18 protein-coding genes and 2 pseudogenes are annotated in these 24,170 nt (G+C 51.8%); 2 read left to right on the forward strand and 18 right to left on the reverse strand.

All coding sequences use genetic code 11. The features are described 5' to 3' along the window. Window positions 1–24 precede the first annotated feature (24 nt). Entirely contained in the window at window positions 25–708 is a 684-nt protein-coding gene (locus E7746_RS06645) for a hypothetical protein (RefSeq protein ID WP_160630751.1), read from the forward strand. Window positions 709–1,533: 825 nt separating this feature from the next. Here E7746_RS06645 and E7746_RS06650 read toward each other — a convergent pair. The 18 genes and pseudogenes from E7746_RS06650 to E7746_RS15350 all read right to left on the reverse strand — a co-directional run. Beyond that, window positions 1,534–2,781: a site-specific integrase gene (locus tag E7746_RS06650; protein ID WP_136410251.1), complete on the reverse strand. Its 1,248-nt coding sequence runs from the start codon at window positions 2,779–2,781 to the stop codon at window positions 1,534–1,536. A gap of 733 nt (window positions 2,782–3,514) precedes the next feature. After that, window positions 3,515–3,910, reverse strand: a complete 396-nt coding sequence (locus E7746_RS06655; RefSeq protein WP_136410252.1) for a hypothetical protein — start codon at window positions 3,908–3,910, stop codon at window positions 3,515–3,517. A 2-nt stretch (window positions 3,911–3,912) separates the two neighbouring features. Beyond that, window positions 3,913–5,553, reverse strand: coding sequence for an RNA-dependent RNA polymerase family protein (locus E7746_RS06660; RefSeq protein ID WP_136410253.1), 1,641 nt, complete (start codon window positions 5,551–5,553; stop codon window positions 3,913–3,915). A gap of 545 nt (window positions 5,554–6,098) precedes the next feature. After that, window positions 6,099–7,574: a hypothetical protein gene (locus E7746_RS06665; protein ID WP_136410254.1), complete on the reverse strand. Its 1,476-nt coding sequence runs from the start codon at window positions 7,572–7,574 to the stop codon at window positions 6,099–6,101. 31 nt (window positions 7,575–7,605) lie between these two features. Further along, on the reverse strand, window positions 7,606–8,691 hold the full coding sequence (locus E7746_RS06670) for a hypothetical protein (protein WP_136410255.1): 1,086 nt from the start codon (window positions 8,689–8,691) through the stop codon (window positions 7,606–7,608). Between the two features lie 11 nt (window positions 8,692–8,702). Beyond that, a complete protein-coding gene (locus E7746_RS06675) occupies window positions 8,703–8,978 on the reverse strand; it encodes a hypothetical protein (protein WP_136410256.1) in 276 nt (91 codons plus the stop codon). A 19-nt stretch (window positions 8,979–8,997) separates the two neighbouring features. Further along, on the reverse strand, window positions 8,998–9,309 hold the full coding sequence (locus tag E7746_RS06680; RefSeq protein WP_136410257.1) for a hypothetical protein: 312 nt from the start codon (window positions 9,307–9,309) through the stop codon (window positions 8,998–9,000). A gap of 33 nt (window positions 9,310–9,342) precedes the next feature. After that, entirely contained in the window at window positions 9,343–14,217 is a 4,875-nt protein-coding gene (locus tag E7746_RS06685; protein ID WP_136410258.1) for a hypothetical protein, read from the reverse strand. Window positions 14,218–14,240: 23 nt separating this feature from the next. Further along, entirely contained in the window at window positions 14,241–14,702 is a 462-nt protein-coding gene (locus E7746_RS06690; RefSeq protein ID WP_136410259.1) for a hypothetical protein, read from the reverse strand. 4 nt (window positions 14,703–14,706) lie between these two features. Beyond that, entirely contained in the window at window positions 14,707–18,885 is a 4,179-nt protein-coding gene (locus tag E7746_RS06695) for a coiled-coil domain-containing protein (protein WP_136410260.1), read from the reverse strand. A gap of 6 nt (window positions 18,886–18,891) precedes the next feature. Further along, window positions 18,892–19,107 (reverse strand): hypothetical protein, encoded by a 216-nt coding sequence (locus tag E7746_RS06700; RefSeq protein WP_136411309.1) that lies wholly within the window; start codon window positions 19,105–19,107, stop codon window positions 18,892–18,894. A 38-nt stretch (window positions 19,108–19,145) separates the two neighbouring features. After that, on the reverse strand, window positions 19,146–19,634 hold the full coding sequence (locus E7746_RS06705; protein WP_136410261.1) for a hypothetical protein: 489 nt from the start codon (window positions 19,632–19,634) through the stop codon (window positions 19,146–19,148). A gap of 12 nt (window positions 19,635–19,646) precedes the next feature. Next, the gene (locus E7746_RS06710; protein ID WP_136410262.1) at window positions 19,647–20,201 is read right to left on the reverse strand and encodes a hypothetical protein; all 555 of its coding nucleotides are present in this window, start codon (window positions 20,199–20,201) and stop codon (window positions 19,647–19,649) included. 294 nt (window positions 20,202–20,495) lie between these two features. Then, entirely contained in the window at window positions 20,496–20,996 is a 501-nt protein-coding gene (locus E7746_RS06715) for a hypothetical protein (protein ID WP_123396712.1), read from the reverse strand. Window positions 20,997–21,021: 25 nt separating this feature from the next. Continuing rightward, a pseudogene (locus E7746_RS06720) lies at window positions 21,022–21,482 on the reverse strand (N-acetylmuramoyl-L-alanine amidase). A gap of 2 nt (window positions 21,483–21,484) precedes the next feature. Beyond that, a complete protein-coding gene (locus E7746_RS06725; protein WP_136410263.1) occupies window positions 21,485–22,558 on the reverse strand; it encodes a hypothetical protein in 1,074 nt (357 codons plus the stop codon). 19 nt (window positions 22,559–22,577) lie between these two features. Then, window positions 22,578–23,036, reverse strand: a complete 459-nt coding sequence (locus E7746_RS15345) for a phage protease (protein WP_317130905.1) — start codon at window positions 23,034–23,036, stop codon at window positions 22,578–22,580. Between the two features lie 153 nt (window positions 23,037–23,189). After that, window positions 23,190–23,525, reverse strand: a pseudogene (locus tag E7746_RS15350) (peptidase); the annotation flags it as partial. Window positions 23,526–23,693: 168 nt separating this feature from the next. Between E7746_RS15350 and E7746_RS06735 the strand changes: the two are divergent. Beyond that, complete coding sequence (locus E7746_RS06735; protein WP_123396716.1) at window positions 23,694–24,167, forward strand: terminase gpP N-terminus-related DNA-binding protein; 474 nt, start codon at window positions 23,694–23,696, stop codon at window positions 24,165–24,167. Window positions 24,168–24,170 lie beyond the last annotated feature (3 nt).

The raw sequence follows: 24,170 nt of genomic DNA on the forward strand, positions 1-24,170 counted from the left end.
AAATTTACTTTACGAATTGACGAAATGGACACATCCACAAAACATCCTATGACATATGAACAAGCGAGACATCTTTTTCTTAATATGGGCGAAGCCATTAAAGAATTAGAGCCGAATGTTGATAAACTTGCCCAAACCCTGTCCCATATTGAGAATATTAATATGATGGATAATTACACACTAAATGTGACCAAAAACGCATTAACCTGTCAACTTACGATATCACTTATACATTTAGACCTTTGTGCCGCTACACGCCAATATTTAAGTGGATTAACAAATTATGACCAACGCTTTGCAATTAAGAATCTTCAAGCGATTTTGAATGAAGCCTATAAGCGTGTATTTGGTTTTTCATCTACTAAATTGAAAGATACACTAATATACCCATTAATATCTTCGCTTTCAGATGAAGATAAAGACAAATACAGGTCTTATTTGGATAAAATGGCTTCTATAAAATCTAATTTTCATGAACCTACAATATTTAATAAAGAAAGTCGGTGTATGATATATCATTATTCCAATGATATACTCAAAGCTCATAAATTTTTATCGGATATTGATGCCGATGTAGTAATACACGCCTCAAATCAATTTCTTAGTGTCATAGTACAACTTTCTGAATTTGTCCACAATCTTTTATTAGATTTTGATAAGCGTATGATGCTCTTATTGGAAAGCTTGAGAAATACAATTGAGGATTAACAATATTATCTTCATTAGTAATACTATGCTAAATTGTGTTTATCCCAGGACGAGCCAATCATCTGAAAGATCAATCATTCAATCAGTCAGCCATTCAATCAGTCAGCCATTCAATCAGCCAATCATCTGAATGATTAATCATTCAATCACCCAGTCATTCAGTCAGTCAATCATCTGAATGAACAGTCATTCAGTCATCTGTCCAGACATTCAGACTATAATATTTCAATACAATCATACATAAGTACATCAACACGTCAATACATCATTACGTCATTACGTCATGACATCATGACATTCATAAATAAATACGTCATTACATCATTTCAGCCGTCTTGCAATCAAGACTGTTATCGTTAATAGCCTGTATCATTGTAGTTTATTCACCACAAAACCATAACTTCATTACATATTTAGTCCGAAACAACCTTAACTATCCTTTGCAAAATCTTATTCTTCCCTCATTGCCATCCCAGATATTTATGTCCCTTTGAGATTCCAACAGACTGAAATGCCACTTTCCACGATTTCAGACATGAATCCGGCATAAAATCCGTGTCCACGTATTCCACAACCTTATATAATTACTTAATGTGCAACGGAATCCGTCGGGATTCGGCGAGGTATGTTTTAAGCAGCGCGAAATAGATTTAGCTGCTCAAAACCCTCGCCGAATGTAGGTTGGTCTTACTCCAAAGTCGTAATCCCCATTGCCGATTTTCATGCTCCATTTTTTCTTTTTTGTTCTCATTGGGATTGGCAGCGAAAAGAAAAAGCCGATAAATCACATCGGACTTATCGGCTTCGGATTGGATAGCGATTACTTTACATCGGTGCATAATTGATTTCGCCGAGGGAGTCAATAGCATCCTGTTTGAGGCTGTCAACGACATGGAGATATCGCTCCGTCATCTTTATTGAGGTGTGTCCGAGCAGACTTGACACCGTCTTGATGTTCGCTCCTTTGGTGAGGACATTCACCGCGAAGCTGTGCCTCGCGCAATGCCATGTAATTTTCTTCCTGATGCCTGCTTCCTTGACCCATTTCCGAAGGTACAGGTTGCAGACGTTGTAATGCGGCAATTTGAACACACGCTCATCAAAGTTGTCATCGCTCGGCTCACCAATCAGACGGATAAGGGTGTCGTTCAACGGAACGATTACCCAGCTGCGGCTGCTGTGGTCTTTCGTCTTTTGCTGTTGGAAACGCAGCGTCTTTGTGGAGTAATCCACATTGCGATATGTGAGCAGGCTTGTGTCACACCAACGCACCCCGGTATATAGACCGAAGATGAAGGCACGGTGAATCTCTCCCTTCTCGCCATCGAAGTGTGTAGCCACAAGCTGCTGTATCTCCTCCGGCAGAAGAATTTCCTTTTGCAGGGTCATGTTGTCGTTCTTCAGCACAAATCCCCGGCACGGATTTTTCTTGATGAGGTCTTTGTCAACGGCAGTTGTAACCATACGCTTGAACATCCGGAAATAGATTTTCGGGCCGTCGCCTGTTCCGTTCTCTTTCAGATACTCCACATAGGCCGCCACCATATCAACCGTGAGCTGCGTCATCTTCAGATTTTTCTTGTAAAGGGAATATCTCGGTGTTCCGGCAAGAAAGTCCATGAACTTTTGCAGACCATGCTTGAGCGTTATGCGGGTGTATTTCGTGAATGACGGGGATTTGATGAACTCCTTGCAGAATTCAAGGAAATCCTCGTCCATATCCTTGCGGAGCCGGTAACCCTCCCTGTCCTCCAAGAACGACTGCTCACGCTCAAAGCGTATCTTCTCGGCAAGGGCGAAAGTGTTCTTGTTCTGCATACGCTCCTGCTGGTTGCGGGGATGAAGCCAGATGTAGAGGTTGAGGTTTTCTTTCTTGCGGGAATGCTTGATTTTGTATTTCGGTTTTCCCGCCATCGCTCCATCGGTGTAGAATACCTGATTGCCGTCATCGTCAAGCACGGGCGATTCAGTCCTTCCGAGATAATATTCAAGGTAGAGGCTGGCGCGGCCGTCGCTTAATTCCGACTGCTGGAGCTTGGGATTCTGCTTCTTGCGATTTTCTAAATTTGCCATACGATTCTAATTTTGCGCAAATATAATCCGGGGTGTAATAATTTGAAAATCGCCATACACATCCCTTAACATTTACCCCATGCCTACGGTTCACAATCAAGGGTACAAAAGGTGTACTTTTTGAGAAAATCGGGGCAAAAGACGAAAAACTACCGCAACTCCAACGATAGCTATTATATTGAAAATAAGCGTGGTTAGCTTATTTGGCTTATCATCATTTTCTATCATTGGAATCTGGTAAATTTTAACTGTTAGAGCAAAATGCGTGATGCTTATGCTATGCACTTGCATAGCGTGTCGTCACGTTCTCTAACAAAGGTCCTACCAGATACCTACACTGAAAGCGTGTGCGACACGCTTTTTTTGTTTGACTATAAAACAGCCTTAATTCTGATAATCTTTACCGATAGCCCGGTAATAATTACCGATGACCTTTATCAACACACCGAACTACCTTCATTATTATATCTTTTATTTTCAGCGGAATACACACTTTTAGCCTTGCGCTGTAATCCGATTGTAACATTCGCTGGTTCTATATCCGTGATTTGAAAACAATATAAAATATAATCCGCAAAACGAAATGTTCCGGCTTCCCGAAACGAAATGTTCCGCTACCTAAAACGAAACGTACCTTTTTCTCCCCCCTCATAAGTGACCGCCACAACCCATTTCAAGGCTGTGGCGGTTCTGTTTTTATGCGATTGTAATGGCATTATAACGCCGTTCTCCCCTACTCCAGCCAGCGGTCAACGGTGGCGATGGCTTCGGTGCGGAAGGCGTTGAAGGCTTCCCACTCGGCTTCGTAATCCCCGGCTTTAGCTATGTCTGGGTTCTTAAACAGCTCTATCTGGTGGGTCTTGATGGCATCCTCCTCCGTCTGGCTGTAACGGCTGCGGATTATGCCGTTTATCAGGCTGTCACGGCTCATATCGCCAGAGGCTATCAGTGTGCCACCGTCAGGCTCGGTGCCGGTATAGGCATAGCCTGTAACAGGCTCAGGGGCTTCCTCTCCGTCCCTGACCTCAGGCACATAATCCTCTATGACTTCCTCGTTGAGGTAAGCCATATAACGGTTGTCATCATATTTGACGAGCGTCTTGCGCTCGGTGTAGATTGCTTTATTCATTGTCACGTGAATTTGTAAAACTTCTTGTTTAACTTGTTGACCTGCTCCATGACCACGGTCGGACATGGGAGGTCAGCCTTGGTAAAGTCTTTTTCGGCTTGGTCGATCATGATAGCTGAACCTGTGTAGGAATAGTATTCGGCATCCTTTACCGTAGGGGTGCCGTTGCTGTCCTTTTCCCTCTCATAGACATAGCTCTCATGTTCCTCGCCGTCCACCGCCGTTTGAACGACGGTTTGCAGTATGCGCTTGTACCGGATCACGAGGCACTTCTTGGGGCGGGTTTTTCGCTCCTGCCTCACGACACCATCCGGGCCGGTGACCTCGGCGAAGTAGTCTTCGGTTTCAACCTTGCTGTCCTCTATGGCATAGTCGAGCAGCATTATCTTGAAGTTATCCTCCTGCGCCGGATCTTTACAGACAATATCAGTAAACGGGCGCTTCTGGTCGTAGCGCATACCCTTGAACGGGATGTTGGCACGACGGTTCTTTATGACCTTTCCAAGTCGCTTTTCCATGTTTATATCGAGTTTTCTTAATAATGTATGCGAATTTGCGTGGGTGGCGAAACCTATACGGCTGGCACATTCCAACCGGGTTTCCTCCGGTGTCATGCCCTTCTTTTTACATTTTGCCACCTGCCGACATAGGGCTTTCTTATTGCGCTTGCGAAGGGCGCGGTGGGTATGAAATGAAACATAGCTGCACACGTCTATGCCTCTGCTCCAGACCGGGCGCACGTTCCAGTTCCGGTTGACCTCTATCAGATAATCCCGGGCAAGTACCATTATGCACATCTCCGTGACAAGGTGTAAGAATGTCTTGTCACGATGGAGCATGACTATATTGTCGGCAAATCTGAAATACTGTATCGGTTCACTTATATAGCGGTCAAACTTGCCGACCATATAAGCCACTCCCCTGCCTAATTCATCCGCCTGTTCCTTCGTGCGGCAGGTCACGAGGCTGTCGCTGACATAACGGTTACGCCAATATGCGAGCCTTTCGGGGTCTCCGGCTATACCGAAAATCCCTACCGCGTCATGGTCAAACTTGGCTAAAAAGAAATTTGCTAATATCTGCGAGATCTTGACCCCTAAAGGCAGCCCCTGACGGAAGCTGTCGATAAATTCATCGAGGAACCGCAACAGTTTTGGGTCTTTGATTTTAGTCCTGACCCGTTCTTTCATCAGGAAATGTGCGATATTCTGGAAATAGTGGTGGGCGTCAAGCTGAACGAAATACCACGTGCTTTCCGGATCAGTATAAAGCTCCTTGCGCAGCAGGTTGATGAAATCATGGGTGCCGCGTCCCTTGACGCAGGAGCACGACCGCCGGATGAACGTGTCGGTAAACAGACGCTCGGTCTGAAGCAGCGGCGCCCACTGGCGCACATGGTCACGCACGGGAAGTTTGCTCACGATCCTGCGCTTGGGCTCGAAAATCTCCTCGTCCTGATACTCGGAGGTATGCCCGGTGCCGTCCCGGTATTCAGCCAGAAGTTCCATGAGGTTGGCTTTGAGGTTTGCCGCGAAGCGCTGCACATTGTCGCGCCGCTCTTTATATTCGGCAAAGCCCCGGAAAGCCGCCTCATAGTTCTCGATGGTCTCAATACGAGGAGATATGTATCCTCGTCGTTTCATTGTGTCTCGGTGTCATGGGTGTCTTAATGTGTCATTTTGGGTCAAACCGCAGTGTGATCTGCAATTTTCTCTTGCTTCGTTACCGTCGGCTGGAATCGTTGATTCCATCTACCGGCACTGCCCGCATTTCGTTTGTTTTTCGCCTTGGGGCGAGGCCCTGTCACCCCGCTTCTGGATTGTTGAGGGGCGAGCCGATGTTCGCATTGGCATTCGTGGGAGCGTTGTTCACATTGACCGCTCCTACGCCCGCATTGCCACCGTTGTTGGCGTTGGCGCCGCGAAACACAGCACGGAAGCCCGAAGACCGACTCTTGGACGACAGCAGCCCGATTGTTAAATCAACGCAAATTTAACACTTTTTCGTCTATCGAGACCGATATAAACATGGAAATATGTCAATGTTCTCTTTGCCCCCATTGCTGACGGGTGTCGGAACAAGTCCGACACGGGGGCTCCCTACGGTCGCCGGGTGCTTTGCCTTCGGCGCGTGCCAGGAACACCATGCACACACCGGACACCGGGCACCCTTTGACCTCCTGACCACTTTAGGCCACCGCGTAATACTCCGGCTCCAACGAGAACTCCTCTGCGAAATCGCAGAGGGGCGAGCCGATGCCCGCAGCGGCAGACGTGGGAGCGTTGTTCACACTGACCGCTCCTACGCCCGCATGGCCACCGTTGTAGGCGTTGGCGCCGCGAAACACAGCACGGAAGCCCGAAGTGACGTTACCGTTGTTCCAGAAATAGTCACATTGGTAGGTAGATTCACTGCCGCCCGACTGGGTAGGCCACATCTCAAGATTATCGTAGCTCATCTTTATGATATAGCCGGAAGCGATCGGAGACGTTGATTTCAATACCATCCCGGCGGTGGAACCGTAGGTGTAGGTTCCATAGATGCTCGGGGTAACCCAATGTCTCATTGACTTGTCGGCATTCGCCTCGCCAAGTTCATCCTCGCTTACACGCCAGATATAGCCGAAGAAGTTTTTAAGACCGAAGAATACGGGTACTTTGGCGGTGAATACTGTCGTGCCGTCGGCATTAACTATCGGGATCTCTTTCACTCCGAGACCGTCTGCCATATCGACGCCGGCGCTCATGTGCAGTATCGGATTATTACCGTTATAATTACTCCAGCTCGTCCAGTCCCAGTTGGTCACACCGGTGCCGAAGCCGCCTTGATAGAGCCCGTTGGCGTCCTTGTTGGCGTTGAAGGCTGCCTGAACGTTGCGGGTGCCCATGACTATCTCGACAAGGATCTTTACCACGGCTGCGGCTCTCATTGTGCCCGCAAGCCATCCTGCCCCGTTCTTATGGGCCGCCGCCGCGAACTGGGCGGTGCTTCGGTTCGTGGCGCAATGGCCGAGCAAGGAGCGGTAGGTGTCATCCCACCCCGAGGTGTTGTTGCCGCCACGGTACTTGACATCATCGTTGATATAGCTGACAAGGGTGTCGGTGTCGCGGTCAAGGGCCGCAAGGCCGGTGGCGCTGAGAGAGCCCACCGGGATACGGTAGTTGTACTGTCCTTTGATAGGATACAGGCTCACGGCTTCAAACTCAAGATTGCCCTGCGTCCACTTGGCGAAGTAGAAGGGTTTGCCCCACCCCCACTGATAATGCCCCATGCTTCCGTCGAGCTTGGCGGTCTCGCCATTTGCAAAGCGGTAGTGGTTGGTGGGGTCGAGCTTGCGCCGGCTGTGGTCGTTCTTGACAAGGTAGCCGCCAAGACCGAGTATATCCTTGAGGTTTTTTAGCATCTCAAGGCTGCCACAATAGGTGGCTGCCGCAGGGGTGGCGAGGTCTGTGCGCCATACCCTGCCGCACCACGGGGCGTTTGCCATATTGACGGCCGCTGTAAGGTCCATGCACTGGCTGGCGCCGCTTTTGGTGTCGAAAACCTCTATCTTCTTGTCGGTGGCATCCGTCGAGGCTGCCGGGAGATCGTCTATCTGCTCGCCGGTTTTGTATGCGTCGAGCATCGATAACAGGTCCGCTTCCTGTTGTGCTGTTAATGCCATTTGAATTTCGTTTTAATGGTGTTTGAATTTGTTATACTACTCTCATTCTCGTGCTGCGCCGGATTTTGCCGGAGCTTGTCAGGCGCATCCTCGGAGGTCGTACCGTGATGCTGACCTCTTTCCACAGTTCCGTGTTGCCGGGCGGTATCACATAGAAGGTGGTCGTACCGGTGCCGGTGACTGTCAGTTCCCCGGAAGGGTTTACTTTCAGGCTGCTCCCCTCCTCCCTCTGATATAGGAGGTTCTGCATTACATAGCTCGGAAGCAGTTTTGCATCGATACGCTGTGCCTTCTTGTTTTTGGTCGAGATGGTCGCCGGGGCTGACACTTCGAGGATTGCCGGCGCGGCGGCCGACTCCCCGGAGACGGCTTTCATCAACGCCTCAAGCTCGACTATTTTCTCCCCTGCCGTCTGTGCCGCCGCGCTTGCGGAGGCTCCCGCATTTTGCGTTTCTGACTTCAGGGTCGAGAGGTTCTGGGCTTCGGTGTTGGCTGCCGTGGCGGCTCGGTTCGCCGCGAGGGTGGCCGCCTCGGCATTGCCCTTGGCGGTGTTCAGCTCGGCAATCTTAGCCGCCACGTTGGTCTGACGCTGCGTCTCGTTGGACTGGCGTGCCGTTTCCTGACTCTTGCGGGTCGCCTCGGCGGTCTGACGAGCCGACTCCTGATTCTGTCGGGTGGTCTCGTTCGCCTGACGGGTCGCCTCGTTAGCCTCGATCTGCTTACGGGAGTTGTCGGCGTTGGTGGCTGCCGCGTTGGCTTTGGCCGTCGCCGCCTGTGCCGCCGCTTTCTCGGCGCTTATATCCGTTATGGCGGTCGTAACGCGATTGGCGGCGGCATTGGCGTTGTCGGCTGCGGTGTTCGCCTTGGTGGTGGCCTGCTGACAGACAGCTATCTGCACATCCACATCTTTTGTCAGCAGCTTCAAGGGGGCGAGGACATTCTTTTCGACTCCGCCCAATGAGTAGCGTGCCGGAAGGGAGGTTATACCGTCAAGCGACGTAGCTACCTCGATGCGGTCAACCGCCGTACCGTGCGTGCGCAGGTATTCAAGGAACACCGGGGCGAGCTGGGCGCAGAATGCCTCAAGCTCCATCTGCGGGGTCTGTATCTGTCCCATGGCCCCGCAGCTTAGTCGTTGAGCATTTCGGTTATGCAGCCGGGGACGGCAGCATAGACAGCCGTCACTTCATCTGCCGTGAGGGCATTATAGGGCTTGAGCTGCGTGATCAGGTAATTGCCGGTGGTCTCGAAGCTCACGGTACCGGCATCGGCGCTACCCTTCTTTATGGTACCGCTGATTGTGGTGTTGCCGCCGCTCACGATTTTCGTGAAGTGGATCTCGACGGCCTCGGTGACTTTTTCCGGGGCGTAGTTGGTGGTGGAGTTTTCTGCTTTCTTTTCCATGTTTGATTATTTTTGATGGTTAGACATTGTTTTCTATTATATCGACTATCTGCCCGTAGGCTCCGCACGAATAGGCTTCGGCTGCCACCTCCTTGAGAAGGCTGGCCTCCTCGGTGGTCATCTCAACCGATTCCGGATCGGCCGCTATCTTGCGGCTGATCTTATGGAGCTCGTATTTCTTCTCCGGAGGCATAGGGGCGCCCCCCACGTTGTTAAGGTTGAAGATTACCATACACAGTGACTCGGCGATGTTGGTTCCTTTGCCGGTCTTTTCGTTGACCACCTCTTTGCCGAAGCAGTCCACAAACGGTTTGTTGAAGTTCACTTTCATTGTTTTTGTATTTTGGAATTTTTACTCATATCATTACCATTCCCTCGGGAACTTGTGCTGAACCCATGCGCCGTAATAGGTCACATTGCTTATAGTCACCTGCAATTCCCGATGGTAAATAAAGCACATGGCATCGCCGCAACTCTCGATAGTCAACGGGCTGGAATAGGTCGCGTAACTTTCGTTATCATAGATTATATAGCTGCGTCCGCTTTTGGTCTCCCATTTCATCGTGGAGGAATTATACTCACGGCGGTAACTCCAGCCCGGTATCACCCGCACATAGTTGCCGTTGTTGGAACCACGTTTGATAAACAGGACGTGCCCGTTATCGTAGGGCTGCATGTCCGGAAGGGTCAGTCTTATTTCGCGGGTCTTGGACTCGTAGGATTTGCTGCTGTTGGCGCGCCAGTTGAAATGGGTTGAGACATACACGCTGTTGACATCTCGGGCTATGGTGACGCTCTTTGTCGTCGGAACGGTCGTCTGTGTGATACTGTCGTGGCCTATGACCTGAGTTTTCAGTGCGAGGCCGGAAACGTAGCCACCGCTTATGGCTATGGCGCTGTTGTCCGCAGCTCCACGGGCACCGACAAGAAGGGCGTAGTTGTGACCCAATCCCCACCAGTCAGAATCATCGTAGTTCTCAAACCGTGCAACACCTCTCGCTCCGGAGGTCGAAGGAAGCACGTTGCCGCCTATCCCGGCGAAACATCCGTGGGCGTCGTTACGGAAGATTATGTAGGCGTCGTTGCTGAAATCGGGGCCGTTGGTCAGACCGCTGCCGGACACGACAAATCCTCCGATGTGGGTGGTGCCGTTTGTCTCAACACGGAAAGAGTTGTTCATCGTCACCATGCCGTTGAAGTTGATTTTAGACGCTTGGATGGTAACGGACTCCGCACTCTGGTTTATTGCCGAGATTATGCCGTCCTTCTCTACCCGCATGGCTATCTGGGTGGAATGCACGTTGATGCTCGCCTCGGCGGTGCTGACGCGTCCGCTCAGGGCATCCACAGTCGTTTTGGTGGCGTAGATCTGACTGGCGTAGGCGGTGGTCACAAGACCGCTCGTGTTGGTCAGATTGCCGGCGCTGTCGAAGCTGCCGACCACCGTGCTGATTTTGTCCTTGTTTTGCAGGATATAGCTCACGCTGTCCTGCTGGTTGGTTATATCCTCCCACGTGTTGGAGTTGTCGTAACCGATATAACGGTAGGTGTGTCCGTCAGAGGTGTTGTGCCACGTGGCACCCACATATTTATGTTCCTGACCGCTGGGCCATGAATTCCATGGATTGCTTGCCTGATTATATACTTTTGCGTCACCGGCGCTGTTGGCAATGGCCGCGACCGCCTCGATCCTCGCCTTGGCTGTGTCGAGGTCACCCTGAACACCCGCCACTGTCGAGCTTATGGAGTCGGTCTTGACACGGAGCGCCGAGATGGCGGTCTCGTTGGCGCTTATCCGCGTAGCATAGTTTGTTATGCTTCCTTCGGCCGCATTTAGCCTGACACCGAGCCGTGTGATGTTGTCGTTAATGTTGTCAATGTAATTTGCATGGAGCGACAGGGTCGCCTCGGCCGCGTCAAGGTCTATGCCGATCTGTGTGACGGTGCCGTTGAGCTTGTCGTATTTGTCGGCGTATATTCTTATCTGCTCCTCGGCCGCGTCAAGCTCAATGCCGAGATTGGTGACCGTGCCCTTCAGATTGTTGATATTGGTGCCAAGCAGCCTGATATTACCGGCTGTCTGAATAATCTGCGTCGAGACCTCTTTTTTGAAGTCATCGAGGGGCTTGTCTGTGACGGATAATATCGACACATACATGTCGCCGGTGTACTGAAGCACGAAATCCCCTTTGCCGTCCCATGTGCCCTGCCATTGAAGATCCTGCCACTCCATCGAGGAGGTGACAGCCACAGTTGCCGGAACCGGGAGGGAACCGGGCTCCGATGTAGCTCCGCTCATTCCGATAGTCAGGGTACCGTCGCTTTTGGCAAAGAAGCAGATGCTCATATAAAGCGTATCTTTGACATCGACCCATTGGTCGGTCATGTCATTGTGCGCGGGAGGCACATATTCCTTATGGGTGCCGGGCTTCCGGATCAATGCGTTTGCCTGACGGATCATGCTCTTTTTTATATGCAGCACGTTGCGACCGTCAAGTTGCTCGATACCGGCTATCCTGCCGTCGGCGACATAGGTGTTGCCGTTCATCAGCAACGCTTTGCCGTTGGAGGTTATCACCTTGCCGTCGTCCTGAACGGTCCATCCGTCCATGGTCTCGTCGAAGGTGGCGTTGCGCAGGTAGTTGTCATCCTCGGTAAGCTCATAACGGAGGTTGCTGTACCGGGTGGCGAACATCGCCTTGAGCATCTCTATCTTGGCATCAATGCTCTCGCCCGTGCGCCGCAGCCTAAAATCCCCGACGGCATATAGGTTGGTCAGCAGCTCGCCGAAGCCGTCGAGCCACCCGAAAAGGTGATGGTGTATGCCTTGAAGATTGCCGAGCCTTCCCTTCAGGTAATTGTCCGGATCGGTTTTCATTCCATAGACAATATCCATGTAAGGCGTGGCGGTGCCGACCGTGATTATTTGGATCAGACCCTTGCGGTCGGCATCGGTGGCGTTGTCAACCCTCGTGAACGTGTCGCCCTTGGATATGACATCGGCGGCAGCCCTGCCGTCTGCCGACACGAAGTTTTTTAACTCCACCCAGTCGAGACGGTCCTCGCCGTCGCTCTGGTCGCCGCAGCCTGCATCGGTGATGATAAGCTCATAGTGCTTGGTGATATAATGGTCGTTCTCGCCAGAGGGCATACCGTTATACTGCTGCACCATTATGTAGTCATCCTTGCGGAATGGATTGTAGAATTTGCCGTCATGAGTCTGGAGATAGACCCTGCCTGTCGCCGGGTCGTAATGGTCAACCTCCATCATACCTGTGAAGATGCGGTTGTCATTCTCGCCCAGCAACTGGGATATCACCATGGTGAAAACACGGAGGGTGCCGCGTATCACTATGTCGTCGAACTCGGCGGTATATTTCGTTTCCGGTATGCCGAGGGCGTTCAGAACCTCACGTTTGAATATGGACCACCCTTTGCCGCCGATGAAGCCGGAGATGAAATCCTCGCTCGATAGTTGACCCCGGAACTCGGATGCGCCGTTGACCTGCAGCTGCGCAAGCGTAGCCTTGAGCCGGGTGAGCAGTTCACCGAATATGGCGTTGCCGTCAGCATCGATCTTAGCTCCGCTCAGCCCCTCTTTGTAAGTGCCGACCTCCAGCCCGGCAAGGAACTTGATCAGCCCCGCCGCCTCGTCGTCATGAAGCCGGGAGAGCGCACGCTTGGCAATCTCCTTGATCGTGCGCAGCGCGCTCAATATGTTTGTATCAGTGAACGGTGTATTGTCACCGGTGCCTATGATATCCGGCAACCCCGCTTTTCCGCTCTCGACATAGTTCTTGATGCCGGTTATATTATCCCGCACCTTATCGAGGGTGCGACGGCTCAATGCGTCACTGATCTCAAGATCCATCTGCGAAGGCAGATTGACCTTACGGGTTATTTTTGTAATGCGGCTGTCTCGATAACCGGGACCGGGAAAATATTTCTCGCTCTCAAGGCGCACACGCCGACCTACCGTCAGAACGATATTGTTCTGCTCAATCCATACGTGATCTGTCGGGGCCTTATACACCGCTACGTCAAGGGCGTGGTCGGCATTATATTTGTTTACGGCGTCCAGCAGTTCGGCTTCAGCACGCCTGTAATATTCATCGGGCATCCTGATGTTCCAAGGAATGTACCTGTCACCGGGCTTAGGCACCAGCGTCGTGCCCGGCAACTGTGTACCGTCATCGTATGGCCAGATGGTGATGATTTCAAACTCACGGGTAGCGCTGTCAAAATTGACCTCGAAATAATATGTGCCGTTATCCTCGTTGCCAAGACCGGCAAGCTCGCTGCCCTCTTGAAACGACACACGCTTTACAAGACCGCCTATCTCATATTGGTTCGGATCAAACGGCAGGTTATTGTCCTTGAAATAATAAACCGTGAATTTATTGCCGTCCTCGCCGGTAAGTTCCTCACTCCTGACGCTGCTGACAGTACCCGTATAATGAGGATATATTCCGGAGAATGCCGCTTCCTCATAATGGTCCACCCTGCTGTATTTATCGGCATTGACTTCCACATAGCGTTGACCGCCGGGAAGGCGAAGCCGGGACGAACCGTATTTTGTCTGGTCTATGTTTTTGCTGCTTCCGACCGGAAACAGCCTTGTGTAGAATTTTACATTATCAGCATCGCCGCAATCAAGGGAAGTCAGACCTTTGTCATATCCGAGTGTCAAAGGTTCCCCATGTTCGCAACGACACAAATTAACGGTGGTTCCCTCTCCCCAGTATTCCACACCGACCTTCTCGGCGAGCTCACGCAGCGCCTCGTCACAATATTTGCCCCGGTAGTCTATAACGATGTTGTCAACGCCTTCGACTATGCCCACTTTCCAGTCGTTCGTGCCGAAACCGTCATTGATGCATTTTACAATCAACGCAAGATGCTCCCTCGGGGATGCGGTAAGCGTAAACACCGGCTCGTTATCACCGTCCACGCTCTTTATCACAAGGAAATTCTTTATAAGGCTCTCGACACCGTACATTTTCAGGTTGTAGATCCATTCGCCGGTGCTTTTCTGCTTGGGACGGTACTGCTTTGTCAGCCAATATCGCTCCCACATGAAGTCCGCGTAATCATCGACATCAAGAGCTATATGCCGGGGCAATGTGAAGGACAGGGACAGCACATTATCCCCCTGTATCTCCTTGACCTGTGTCGATGAGTTTTCAGGGGACAGCTCCGCCTTCAGGATACCTGTTTTGTCGTATATCTTTATAAGCATATTGTAACATCGTTATAATACGGTTAAAAAGATGGTTCCGGCTCCTTGAATGTCACTTTGAAACGGCTTGCCTGAACCCCCTCCTTCCATAGATATGTAAGGGGCTTGTAAGATGTGCTCGACATATAATACATGCGCATGGTAAGACCGATGGAGGGGAAGTTAAATGAAAGCCACCCGTCGGCACCCTGCTTCAAGAACGTTATGAATGCACGATACCGGGTAAGCCATCCGGTAACCGTCGGTGCGAATATGGCGAAATGCAGGGTAACTTCACGCTCCTCGTTTTTAACATCGAGTTTGTCTGAATATTTGGTGCCGTCATGCTCCCGTATATTCACTCCGACATGACTCTTGACCTTGGAAGGTGCCATGATGGCGGTGAGGTTCTCCCTGCCGCCGGCTTTCTCCTCGGTCAGGAAGGCTCCGAACTCACTCCAGATGTCGATGCCGTTGATTGTAACAAGTCCGTCAAGTCCACACATAGTCTTATATCTTTATTCCGTCACGTATTATCTGATCAAGTTTCTCGTTGATTTCACGGGTATTCCGGGCCGTGTCCCCGGTATTTTCCTCTATTTTCGCCAAGCGGTCGAGCGCCACACCCATTTTTTGGGAGACATCCTCCACATTCTCGTCGATGGAGACAGTGTGCATCTGTACGCTCGTGCCTATCCCTTCGAGTTTGGTGCCCTGATCCTGCGACATGGCGGTATAGACACCGGCCCTCCCGCTTTGGGACTGCGACTGGGACTCTGAGTCCGGATCGTCAGGGTGGCGTATGTCGATGCCGGCTTTGTCAAACATACCCGCGACGGTCTCAAGCAATCCTTCAAGCGTGGGGAGATTGCTTCCGTAGCGGTCGATGAGTCCCGCGGTGAGCTTGGCAACCTCGCCCATAAGCTCCTGTTCGGTCATCTTTCCTTCAGCGTATTTCTCATAAAGAGCGGATATGTCGTCACTGAAGCTCCCCACCACCTTGTCAAGGACTATCGTCCTGAGCATGTCGGTTACTATGTTCCGGAATGTGTCGGATGCATACTCCTTGAAGGAATCAAGCGCATCCTTGCCGTTGTCGAGCCAGTCCCATAAACCGTCCACGAAGTTGCCGACAAGCGGTTCATACAGGGAACTTACATATTCGTGCAGGTTCTGAAGATACTCGTCATATTTCTCCCGAAGCTCGATGAGGGCCTCAAGAGTCTCCTTGGTCTGGCCGACAAGTTTATTGCCGTAGTTGTCAAGTATCGAACGGGCAAGCTCCTTGTCTATAAGCCCTCTATCATCAAACAGTTCGCCGAGACCGTTTTTGCGCGCCCAAGACACAAGGTCTTCGGTTTTCTGGGAATGGCCTCCAATACCCGAACCGAGGAATCCGCTGCTCTTTTTGCGTGTCTCGATACGGAGATTATTGATTGCTGCCGTAGTGCCTTCTTTATAGCCCCCCTGTCCCCAGATGTCCCGCCACTCGTCCCACCATGACAATGCGGACAGGTTGCCCATCACCCAATTGAATGCTCCGGTGAGCCAGCCCCCGCCGCTTTGATTGCGGTATATTGCCTGCGCCTCGGCTGCCTTCTTCACATAGGCGGCATAAACCTCGTCATGATATTCACGCCAGTTTCGCAGGTTCCGCAGGCCGTCCTCGGCAAACCATGTGTCCTCCTCATGGCGGGCATCCATAACGGCTATTCGATACTGGCTCACTGCGTCAGTTAGGGCGTTGATCTCCTTTACCTTCTCAGCATAGGCTTCGTATTCCTTGAATGCCTTGTTGTTGCCAAGCTCGCTTATCTTCTGCAGTAACTGAACCGCAGTGGAAACAAGGGCCAGAATTATCGAGGCTTTCTCGACTGCGGAGACAGCCTCCACGCCGACTTTCTGCACGGTGGCTATTCCGTCGATGGTGTCAGTGACAAAGCTCCCGATATCCATTATCAGACCCACAATCTCGCCGGCAGTACCTCCGATGGCATTGCCGACACCTTTAATGGCTTCCGTCAGCTGCGAGACGCTATCCCGGGCTTCCTTCTCTGCCTTGACAAAGTTGTTGCTCGCCCTGACATGCCGGTCCTTTGCCTCGGTGTATTTTTTCAGCGCCTCGCCCATGCTGAGATAGGTGGCTACAATAACCGGCTTGCCGTTGGCGTCAACGCCTTCGGACTTGAGACCTGTAAAGATTTTGCCTCCGTTGGTCACGGTATCGAGCTGCCGTTTGGCTGCAGCAAGCTCACGCTGGGCCACCGACAATTCCTGCGCCCTTTTAGACAAAGCACCAAACGGATCACGGCTGTCCAACTCATCCATTATCTCGCGGATTGTCGTAGTATATTCGCGCAGGTCCTGAGGGTCAAGAACCGAGGACGCTGCGGTCTTGGCTTTCTCAAGCTGTGAAAGAAGTTCGTTCAGGGTCTCGGTCGAGGTGCCGCGAAGATCCTCAAAGGCGCGGATATAATCGGGCGACTGGCGCAGCACATCGAAGTCATGCGCCATCAGTTCCTTCCCTTTGGATTTTATAGCCTCGGCCATGGAACGGTCAATCCGCGCCACAGCTTCAGCATCTCCGGCAGATTCAGCCTGTAACCGGGCTTTACGAAGCTCCGCTATCTCGGAGTTATACCGCTCCTCTATTTCTTTGCGTTGGTCGGCATAGGATTGATATTTATCCAGAAGCTCCTTATAAAGATTGTCCGTGCCGGCTTTCATGGCGGCGTCCGCGCTTTCCTGCGCCCTCGTGATCTGCTCCTGCTGCTCGGTAGTCAACCCGTATTCATTCAGCCCGACAGTTCCGGCTTCCTTATTCCGTGCGGCAAAATCATCCCGCATCTTGTCTATCTCGGCACATTGCTTCTCATAGTCAAGAGCTATCTGACGGCGGCGGCGCTCGGCACTGTCGGCCATTTGGTCGATTTCATCCTGCTCGTTCTGCCAACGGAGCTTACGCAACTCCTCCGCAGCCTTGCGGACTGCCTCCAACCGCTCATCTTTGCCGGGAACGGTCTTAGATTGGCTCTCTACAGTTGTGGCTGCCATCTGTGGAATTCTGAGTGCTGCAAGGGCGTCCTCAGTCGCCCCGATTTCTTTCTGCAGATCACCCACGCGTTTTTCAGCTTCATCAGCGGCCGCCTTTATCTGACGGTCACGCTCCTGAAGGGCAAGCCTGTTGCTTTCTGAGTTATATGTCTGCGCATCACTGACTTCATAGGTGTAAGTTTTCCACGTCCTTCCGACACCGGCAGAGGTCACGGCATAGTGATCGTGAGCGACCTCCCGTACCCCCTTCATGCCACGTGCCTTTGCATCAGCGTAACTAACCTCATCACCTTTGGATTTGACACCGTACCGGGCATTGCGCCGGGCAAGTTCCTGCTTCTCGATCATCGTCGAGTAAGCGCCGGTGACAGCCTTGTCAAGAGCAGCCGCCTTGGCGCGCAGAACGAATGATTGCACCACGTTAGAGGTGTTGTTGACAAGCACAGCTTCCGCATCCTTGACATTGTTTACAGACAATCCAAGTTCCTGAAAAGCCTTCTTGTTCTCATCGACAAATTTACGCCGCTTTGACATGTCATCCCCGAGGGCTTTCCACGCGCGCTGCAGTTTATTATATGCGGCAATCTGGGAACCCGCACTTTCCCCTATCGACCGGGCGATTTCCCCGTTGATTTCCTTTGTGCGCTCCAGTTGTGCCTGACGCTCCTCCTCGGCTTTCTTTGCGGCATCGTTGCCTTTCGCAAACGCGTATAGGGCACCTACAACGGTGACTATGGCCATCGCGAGCAGCACATAGGGATTCGCCTTGGCTACAGCGTTGAATGCCGCCTGTGCGACCGTGGCCGCTTTGGTGGCGATGACACCGCGCCCTACCGCCCATGTGCGTATGGTCTCGGCAGTGGCGGCGGCGTTGGTCTGTATTGTGTTGACTCCCTGCATGAGGGCGGACTGCCCCTGAAGATTGACTTGCATGGAGGTAAGGGCATTACTCGCCACAAGTGCCGTCTGCAGACGTGTCTGTACTTCAATGAGGTCGGCTTCGCTGAGTCCGAGAGCCTGTGCTCCGGCGGTCGCCAGCCCGAACCCGTCAACGACAAGCTGCATACCTCCCGCCAATTGATCGAAGCCGCGAGTGTCGGATGCTGCGTTGGTGACGGCTTGGGAAGTGTCCACTATTGCATCGTTGAGCTCTCCGGCTTTCTCGGTAAGTTCATCGATATGGCGGGCAAGTTCCCGACCTTGCGCAGTCTGTTTCTCTGCATCTGTCAGGGAACGGTAAGCCAACAGCAATGTGGCTATCTCTTCGCGGACATTACGTAGCTGCATACGCAGTGACTGCCCGGCATTCTCGGATTCTGCCTTGAGTCGGCGTTGCTCTTCCTCCAATTGCCTGATGGCCGCACGTTCCCCTTCCAGTTCGCTCTTGTAGGCTTTGAGTTTAGCCTGAGCCTCCATCCAGCTTTTACCGGGTGCCGCATTTTTTAGGCTCTTTTCAAGACGGGCATATTCCTTCTCCATGCCGCTGACATAGCTTTTCTGCAGCTTCAGGGATTCGGTGATTTCCTTGAGCTCCTTTTTGGATTCATCGGAAAAACGCGCCACTGTCTGACCGGCCTTCTTAAGACCGGGGGACAGTCCGTCCTGTAAAAATATCTCAAGCTCTACTGGCTTCATGCTTTTTCAATGTTTCAGGTTGCTTTTGAAAAATCCGGCTACTTCTGCAGCCTGCTCTTCCGGAGTGGCGTTTACAATGTTATTGCCGGAAGATGATTTGGGGCTTTTGTTTGTCTTTTTGTAATGAGGAGCATCACTCAACATCATTATCAAGGTCTGATAGTTCACCTTGTTAAGGATGTAGTCAACACTCCATCCTGTGACGTCGGCGATCTGCCATATAAATCCGAAGATGCTATGGGAGCTTTCATAACCGCTCGTTAACTCATCTTCGCCTTTCGGCTCAGTCTCGGCTTCATCGGATTCGTCCGCTCGGCCAATCTGATAATATTCGTAAAAGGGTCGGTACCCATGAGACTCACAAAACGATGTATGGCACCAATCTGGTAACGATGCTCCACACAGTTGCGGATAAACCATGAGACCGGGCGCAGGAACCGGCGCCGAATGGGACCGACACAGATGGCACATGCTATCATGTGACATATTTTGGCTCCGTGGTCGGCGATGAACCGCATCTGCTCCTCGCTGTTGAAAGCCGCCATCTGCGCCGCCGTCACACCCATTGACAGATATGTCCGGGCAAAATCTATCTGCCCGGACATGTAAGGTCGTTTGAGGGTGACACGAAGCACGACTGGGCGTTTACGGAACGGCACCTTGAATCCCTTTAGCGGAATTGATATTCCACGGTTCAACAGCGCGTCGGCAGCTTCGCACTGTATCGCCCTTGCCGTAGCTTCATCCATGCTCTGTCAGGATTAGGAGCCGGCTGCGGCTTCGGTCTCTTCGGGAAGGAGCCATCCGTTGTCGGCGCTCCATTCTGTCGGTAATTCCGTGCTTTCGAACACTCCGTAAGGGGGGACCTTGTCGGCCACAGGCGCCGCCACCTTCAGTTCTACTTCAATCTTTGCGGTCTCGGTGAGGGTGAGCTTGCCGCCGAGATCCGACAGCAGCGTGGCGTTGGGGATAAGTACGGACTGGCCGGAAACAAGTTCAAGCTCCCACGGCCCTTCCATCACTATGATTTTTCTCGGGGCGGTCCAGCCTGTCACTTTCTCTCCCTTTTTATGGAGAGAACCGCCAAGGAGCTGTTGAAGACTCTCGAAATTCAACTGGATCATGTCGAACTTGGGTCCGATCTTACCGTTTGACTGAGGTATCACAAGAACCGGCGCACCCGGGACCTGCTCCGCATCTATCTCGGCAGACTCGGGCTTCGTACCGCCCATGTCGAAACTGTTTTTGGCTATATAGCCGACTTTCTTGTTTTTATATTTTACGGCACCTATGCCGTACATGAAGTCTTTGTTCATTTCTCTTTCTTTTTCAGATTGAATGTAATTGTTACAAGTACCCCGGAAACTATACCCAAAACATAAATCAGTATAGGGTCTGCCAATGGGTCTGAGCGTTTCTGCCGCTCCTGTATAAGTTCGTTCTGTTTCTGTTCGAGAGCATCACGCGCAGTATGATAGAGTGCCTCGTAGTATTCTACTTGACGTTGCAGCGAATCACATGTGCCGGTAATGTATATCACACCACCTTTTTGCTTCGCCTCTATATGCGCCCGGTCTTTACTTTCGCGAAAGACGGCTCCCTCTGGTAGCTTAAGGAGGCTGTCCACGGATACCGTAAGATTCACCTTGCTCCCCGGGATCATCTCGGTCTGAATGTGTTTTACTACAATACCCGTCGTGTCGCTCCTCTCGAATGTCGAAGATGTCTGCTCCTGCTGCATCTGAGTCTTTTTGGTTGTCGCGCAACTTGAAAAGCACAGGACAATAATCAGCATGACGGCAGCCGGAAGCAGCCTCGACAGCCTTGCGCAACCGGGCCATCTCGCGTTTGGTTGAAGCCATCTCCTTCTTTGTTGACTGAAGGTCTGTTCTCGTAGCGTTGAGTTCATCTTTCAAGGGTTTTACGATATTCTCCACCAAAATCCGTGTGGCATTCTCGGTGTTGGTGATACGCACGGTCTCGGCATCTGCCCGGGCTTTCTCTGCATCGGCGTTAGCCTTGCGCACGGTCGCTTTCATAGTAGCTACCGCCACCACGAGGGCGACAAGACCGCCACCAAGCAATATGTTGAGGATTTCGCTGAAGGACATCGCTGTGTTTGGTTTTAATTGTTGTTTACTGGTTTATGTCTATCGACTTAAGCCATTTCTGGACATCGAAACTCGGACAGGCTTTGGCCGCCACTTCGTTGTGGCCGATTATTCTGACTCCGGGGAAGCGGCAATGAAAGTCCTTTACATACGCTTCCATTGCCTTGAGCTGCGCAGGGGTGCGGGTATCCTTGGGCTTCATCGCCCTGTCACAGCCCCCGGCATATACCACATGACGACTGACAGAATTGTAACCTTTGGCGCCATTAGTGATTTCCCACGGATCGACGTTGGCATCCTCGTTGTTATCGACCAGACGCTCAACGCTGCCGTCAAGATGAATAATGTCGGTGTAACCTACTTGTTTCCATCCACGGCCTCCGGCAGCACCGGGGAGAGGTGCATGCGCCGTATATCGGCAGCCGTCACCTCACGCCCTTCGGGTGTCGCCGTGCAGTGGAGGACTAAATACTGCAGCTTTGCCATCTTTAACCCTTATTTGCTGCCGGGGCTTCGTATCCGCTCATTATGGCAGCTCCCGCATCCTGCTTCTTGAACAGGCAGATGAAGTAATGACGGAAGTTGATGAGGCTACGCTGGTTCAACGGGTCGGTGGATGCCTCGCTGTAATACATCTTGGTAGAGCCGGTGGCCTTGAATACACGGGGTGTGTAGAAGGCGAAGGAGGCTTGGAACTCGCCGGCTTCGGCAGTGGCACCTACAGCCTTCTTTTTACCGGCGGTGGTATAGAGCGGACATGCAGCATAGGTGTAAATGGTGAAGCCGTACAGATTGCCCACCTTTCCGGTGTTGCGGTCGATATTGAACTGTTCACGGAAAGTCTGGCTGACGAGGAGCAGGTCATTTACATGATCTGTACAAAGCACTAATCGACGGTTATCCGTGGGAACCTTAAGCTTGTCAAGGGCAGCTTTTAGCGCAACAAGGTCATTGGGAGTCAGACGGCGACGACCTGTTTCGGGATCGACCTCACCGGTGGTTTTCAACAGCGGGGTAGTGGCGCTGTTCTCGTTGGGGCAAAGCGCATGTGCAGCCTTGCGGAACTTGGCATCGCTGATGGCGTTGCCATGACTCTCTTTGACACGCGACATCTTGTCATAGGTAATGGCATGAAGCTCGTCATCTGTAATCGGGGTCGCCTTGGTCTGGAATTTGTCAAGGTTTATCGCGATATCTCCGTCATCAAGCTTCTGCGTCTCGATGGGATAGGTGGTGTTGTTGATCAGCACATCCGGGTCAACCCCCACATCCACGAGGTGTATGACATCGTTGTTGACTATCGAGGACTGGTCCGGCACCCCGTCGAGCCATGAGCCGCTGAGGAACTCGCGCAAAGCTTTGACAAGTTCGCCGGTCCATATCTCGGCATAGACACCGGCCCGGAGCGCGGATCCGACCGAAGGGACGAAACTCATCACGGAACCCACGGCGACCATTGCGGCAGAACCCGCAAGGGGATGCACATCAACGGCAGTCGCCATGACCGCGCCCATCACAATGTTGAAAAGCAGGGCGCAAAGGATTTTTAATGTTGTTTTCATTTGCGGTTATTTTTGTTGGTTAGATGTTGCAGTCCATGCCGTACTCGGATTTGTAGAGACGGCGGTATTCGCCGGGGTTGTCCTTTCGAAGCTTCAGAAGCTCCTCCTCCGGAACCTCGCTGAGTTTGGTGTAGGTCTTGGCTTCTCCTGAAACCGGGGTCGTATCACTTGAGGAGTTTACCGTCTTGCTAAGGCGGGCACGCGGGGACATGGCATCAAGAGTTGCTTTAAGCGAGTCGATGCCGATTGTTTTGCCGAGGTTGATGAAGTGTTCCTTCTTGTCCTCGGTAAGGCGATTTTCTCTGATGGCAAGCTCCACTGCGGATGTCACCTGAGTAAGCTCGAGCCCGGCCTTGTCTTTCTTTAACTGCTCGTTCTCGGTCGCGGCGGCTTGTAATTCCGTCACTTTGGCGAGAACTGCCGTTTCATCTGCCGTTTCCGGCAAGCCCAGTTTAAGGGCAATGGTCTTGAGTTCCATTTGCTGTTTTGTTGTTTGAGGTTTATTACTGAGTGCGGGCAGGGGGTTCTCGCTGTCTCTGCCCAGCGTTATCTGCTTTCCATTATGGCGCATGACTATGGCGTTGTCATTGGCACCGATATCTACTATGGAGGTCTCGAAGATTTTGCTCTTCGTGATTGTGGGAGCGGTCTGCCCGGCGACGAGATGTTCCGGCTCCTCGCTAAGTTCAAGCACGTCGATGCCTATGCTCACCATGCGGAGGGAACCGACCTCCCACTGTTTCTTACACTGTTTCGACAACTCGGTCGCACAGTCGAAGACCGGCTCCCCGGTAATCTCACCGTCCTTGACCTCTATGTCCTTCATGAAGCCGATGACCTTGCCTCGCTCGTGCATATATAGCAGCACAGGGTTCCGCTCATACTGCGCGGTATCGCACCCGGCTGTCAGCACCCGGCTGCCATGGCTGTTCAGGCTGTCGTCCGTTAGTCTTACTCGTTTTCCCATTGCGATGTGATGCGTTTGAATTTCGATGCAATATTACAGGGTAATTCCCTGCCTGACAAAAAAGTGTGAAACGGTTGCACACTTCTATGAAACCATTGCTCACTTTTTTTGCCGGCACGGTCGAACTCGCCACTTTTGCATTGCAAAAGCGCAAAAATCATTATCATCATGACTAAAGCAGAACTGGAAAAAAAGAAATCCACAGCCCGGGCACTGTTCATGTCCGGCATGGAGCAGACAGAGATAGCCGACAAGACCGGCGTGTCACGCACGACCATATCGAAGTGGTGCACAGCCGAGGGATGGAAGGAGGCCCGAGCCGCCAAAAACATAACCCGTCCGGAACTCGTCAACAAGCTGCTCCTGACAATCGACAACCTCATTGAGCAGGTCAACAGCTCTAAAGACCCGGCTATGATGTCCTCTCTCGGTGACAGACTCGCAAAGCTATCATCGGTAATAGAGAAGCTCGACAAGAAGGCCAATGTGGTGGATGCGATTGAGGTGTTCACCGCTTTCTCGAAATGGCTCGAATTCAGGGCTAAGACAGACCCGGAAGTCACCGTGGAGCTCATCAAGCAGATCAATCGTTTTCAGGACAAGTTCATAATCGAATCGGTGGGCAAAGGCTCACTGGCATGATAC

It is taken from the genome of Muribaculum gordoncarteri, from assembly GCF_004803695.1.
Lineage (GTDB): Bacteria > Bacteroidota > Bacteroidia > Bacteroidales > Muribaculaceae > Muribaculum > Muribaculum gordoncarteri.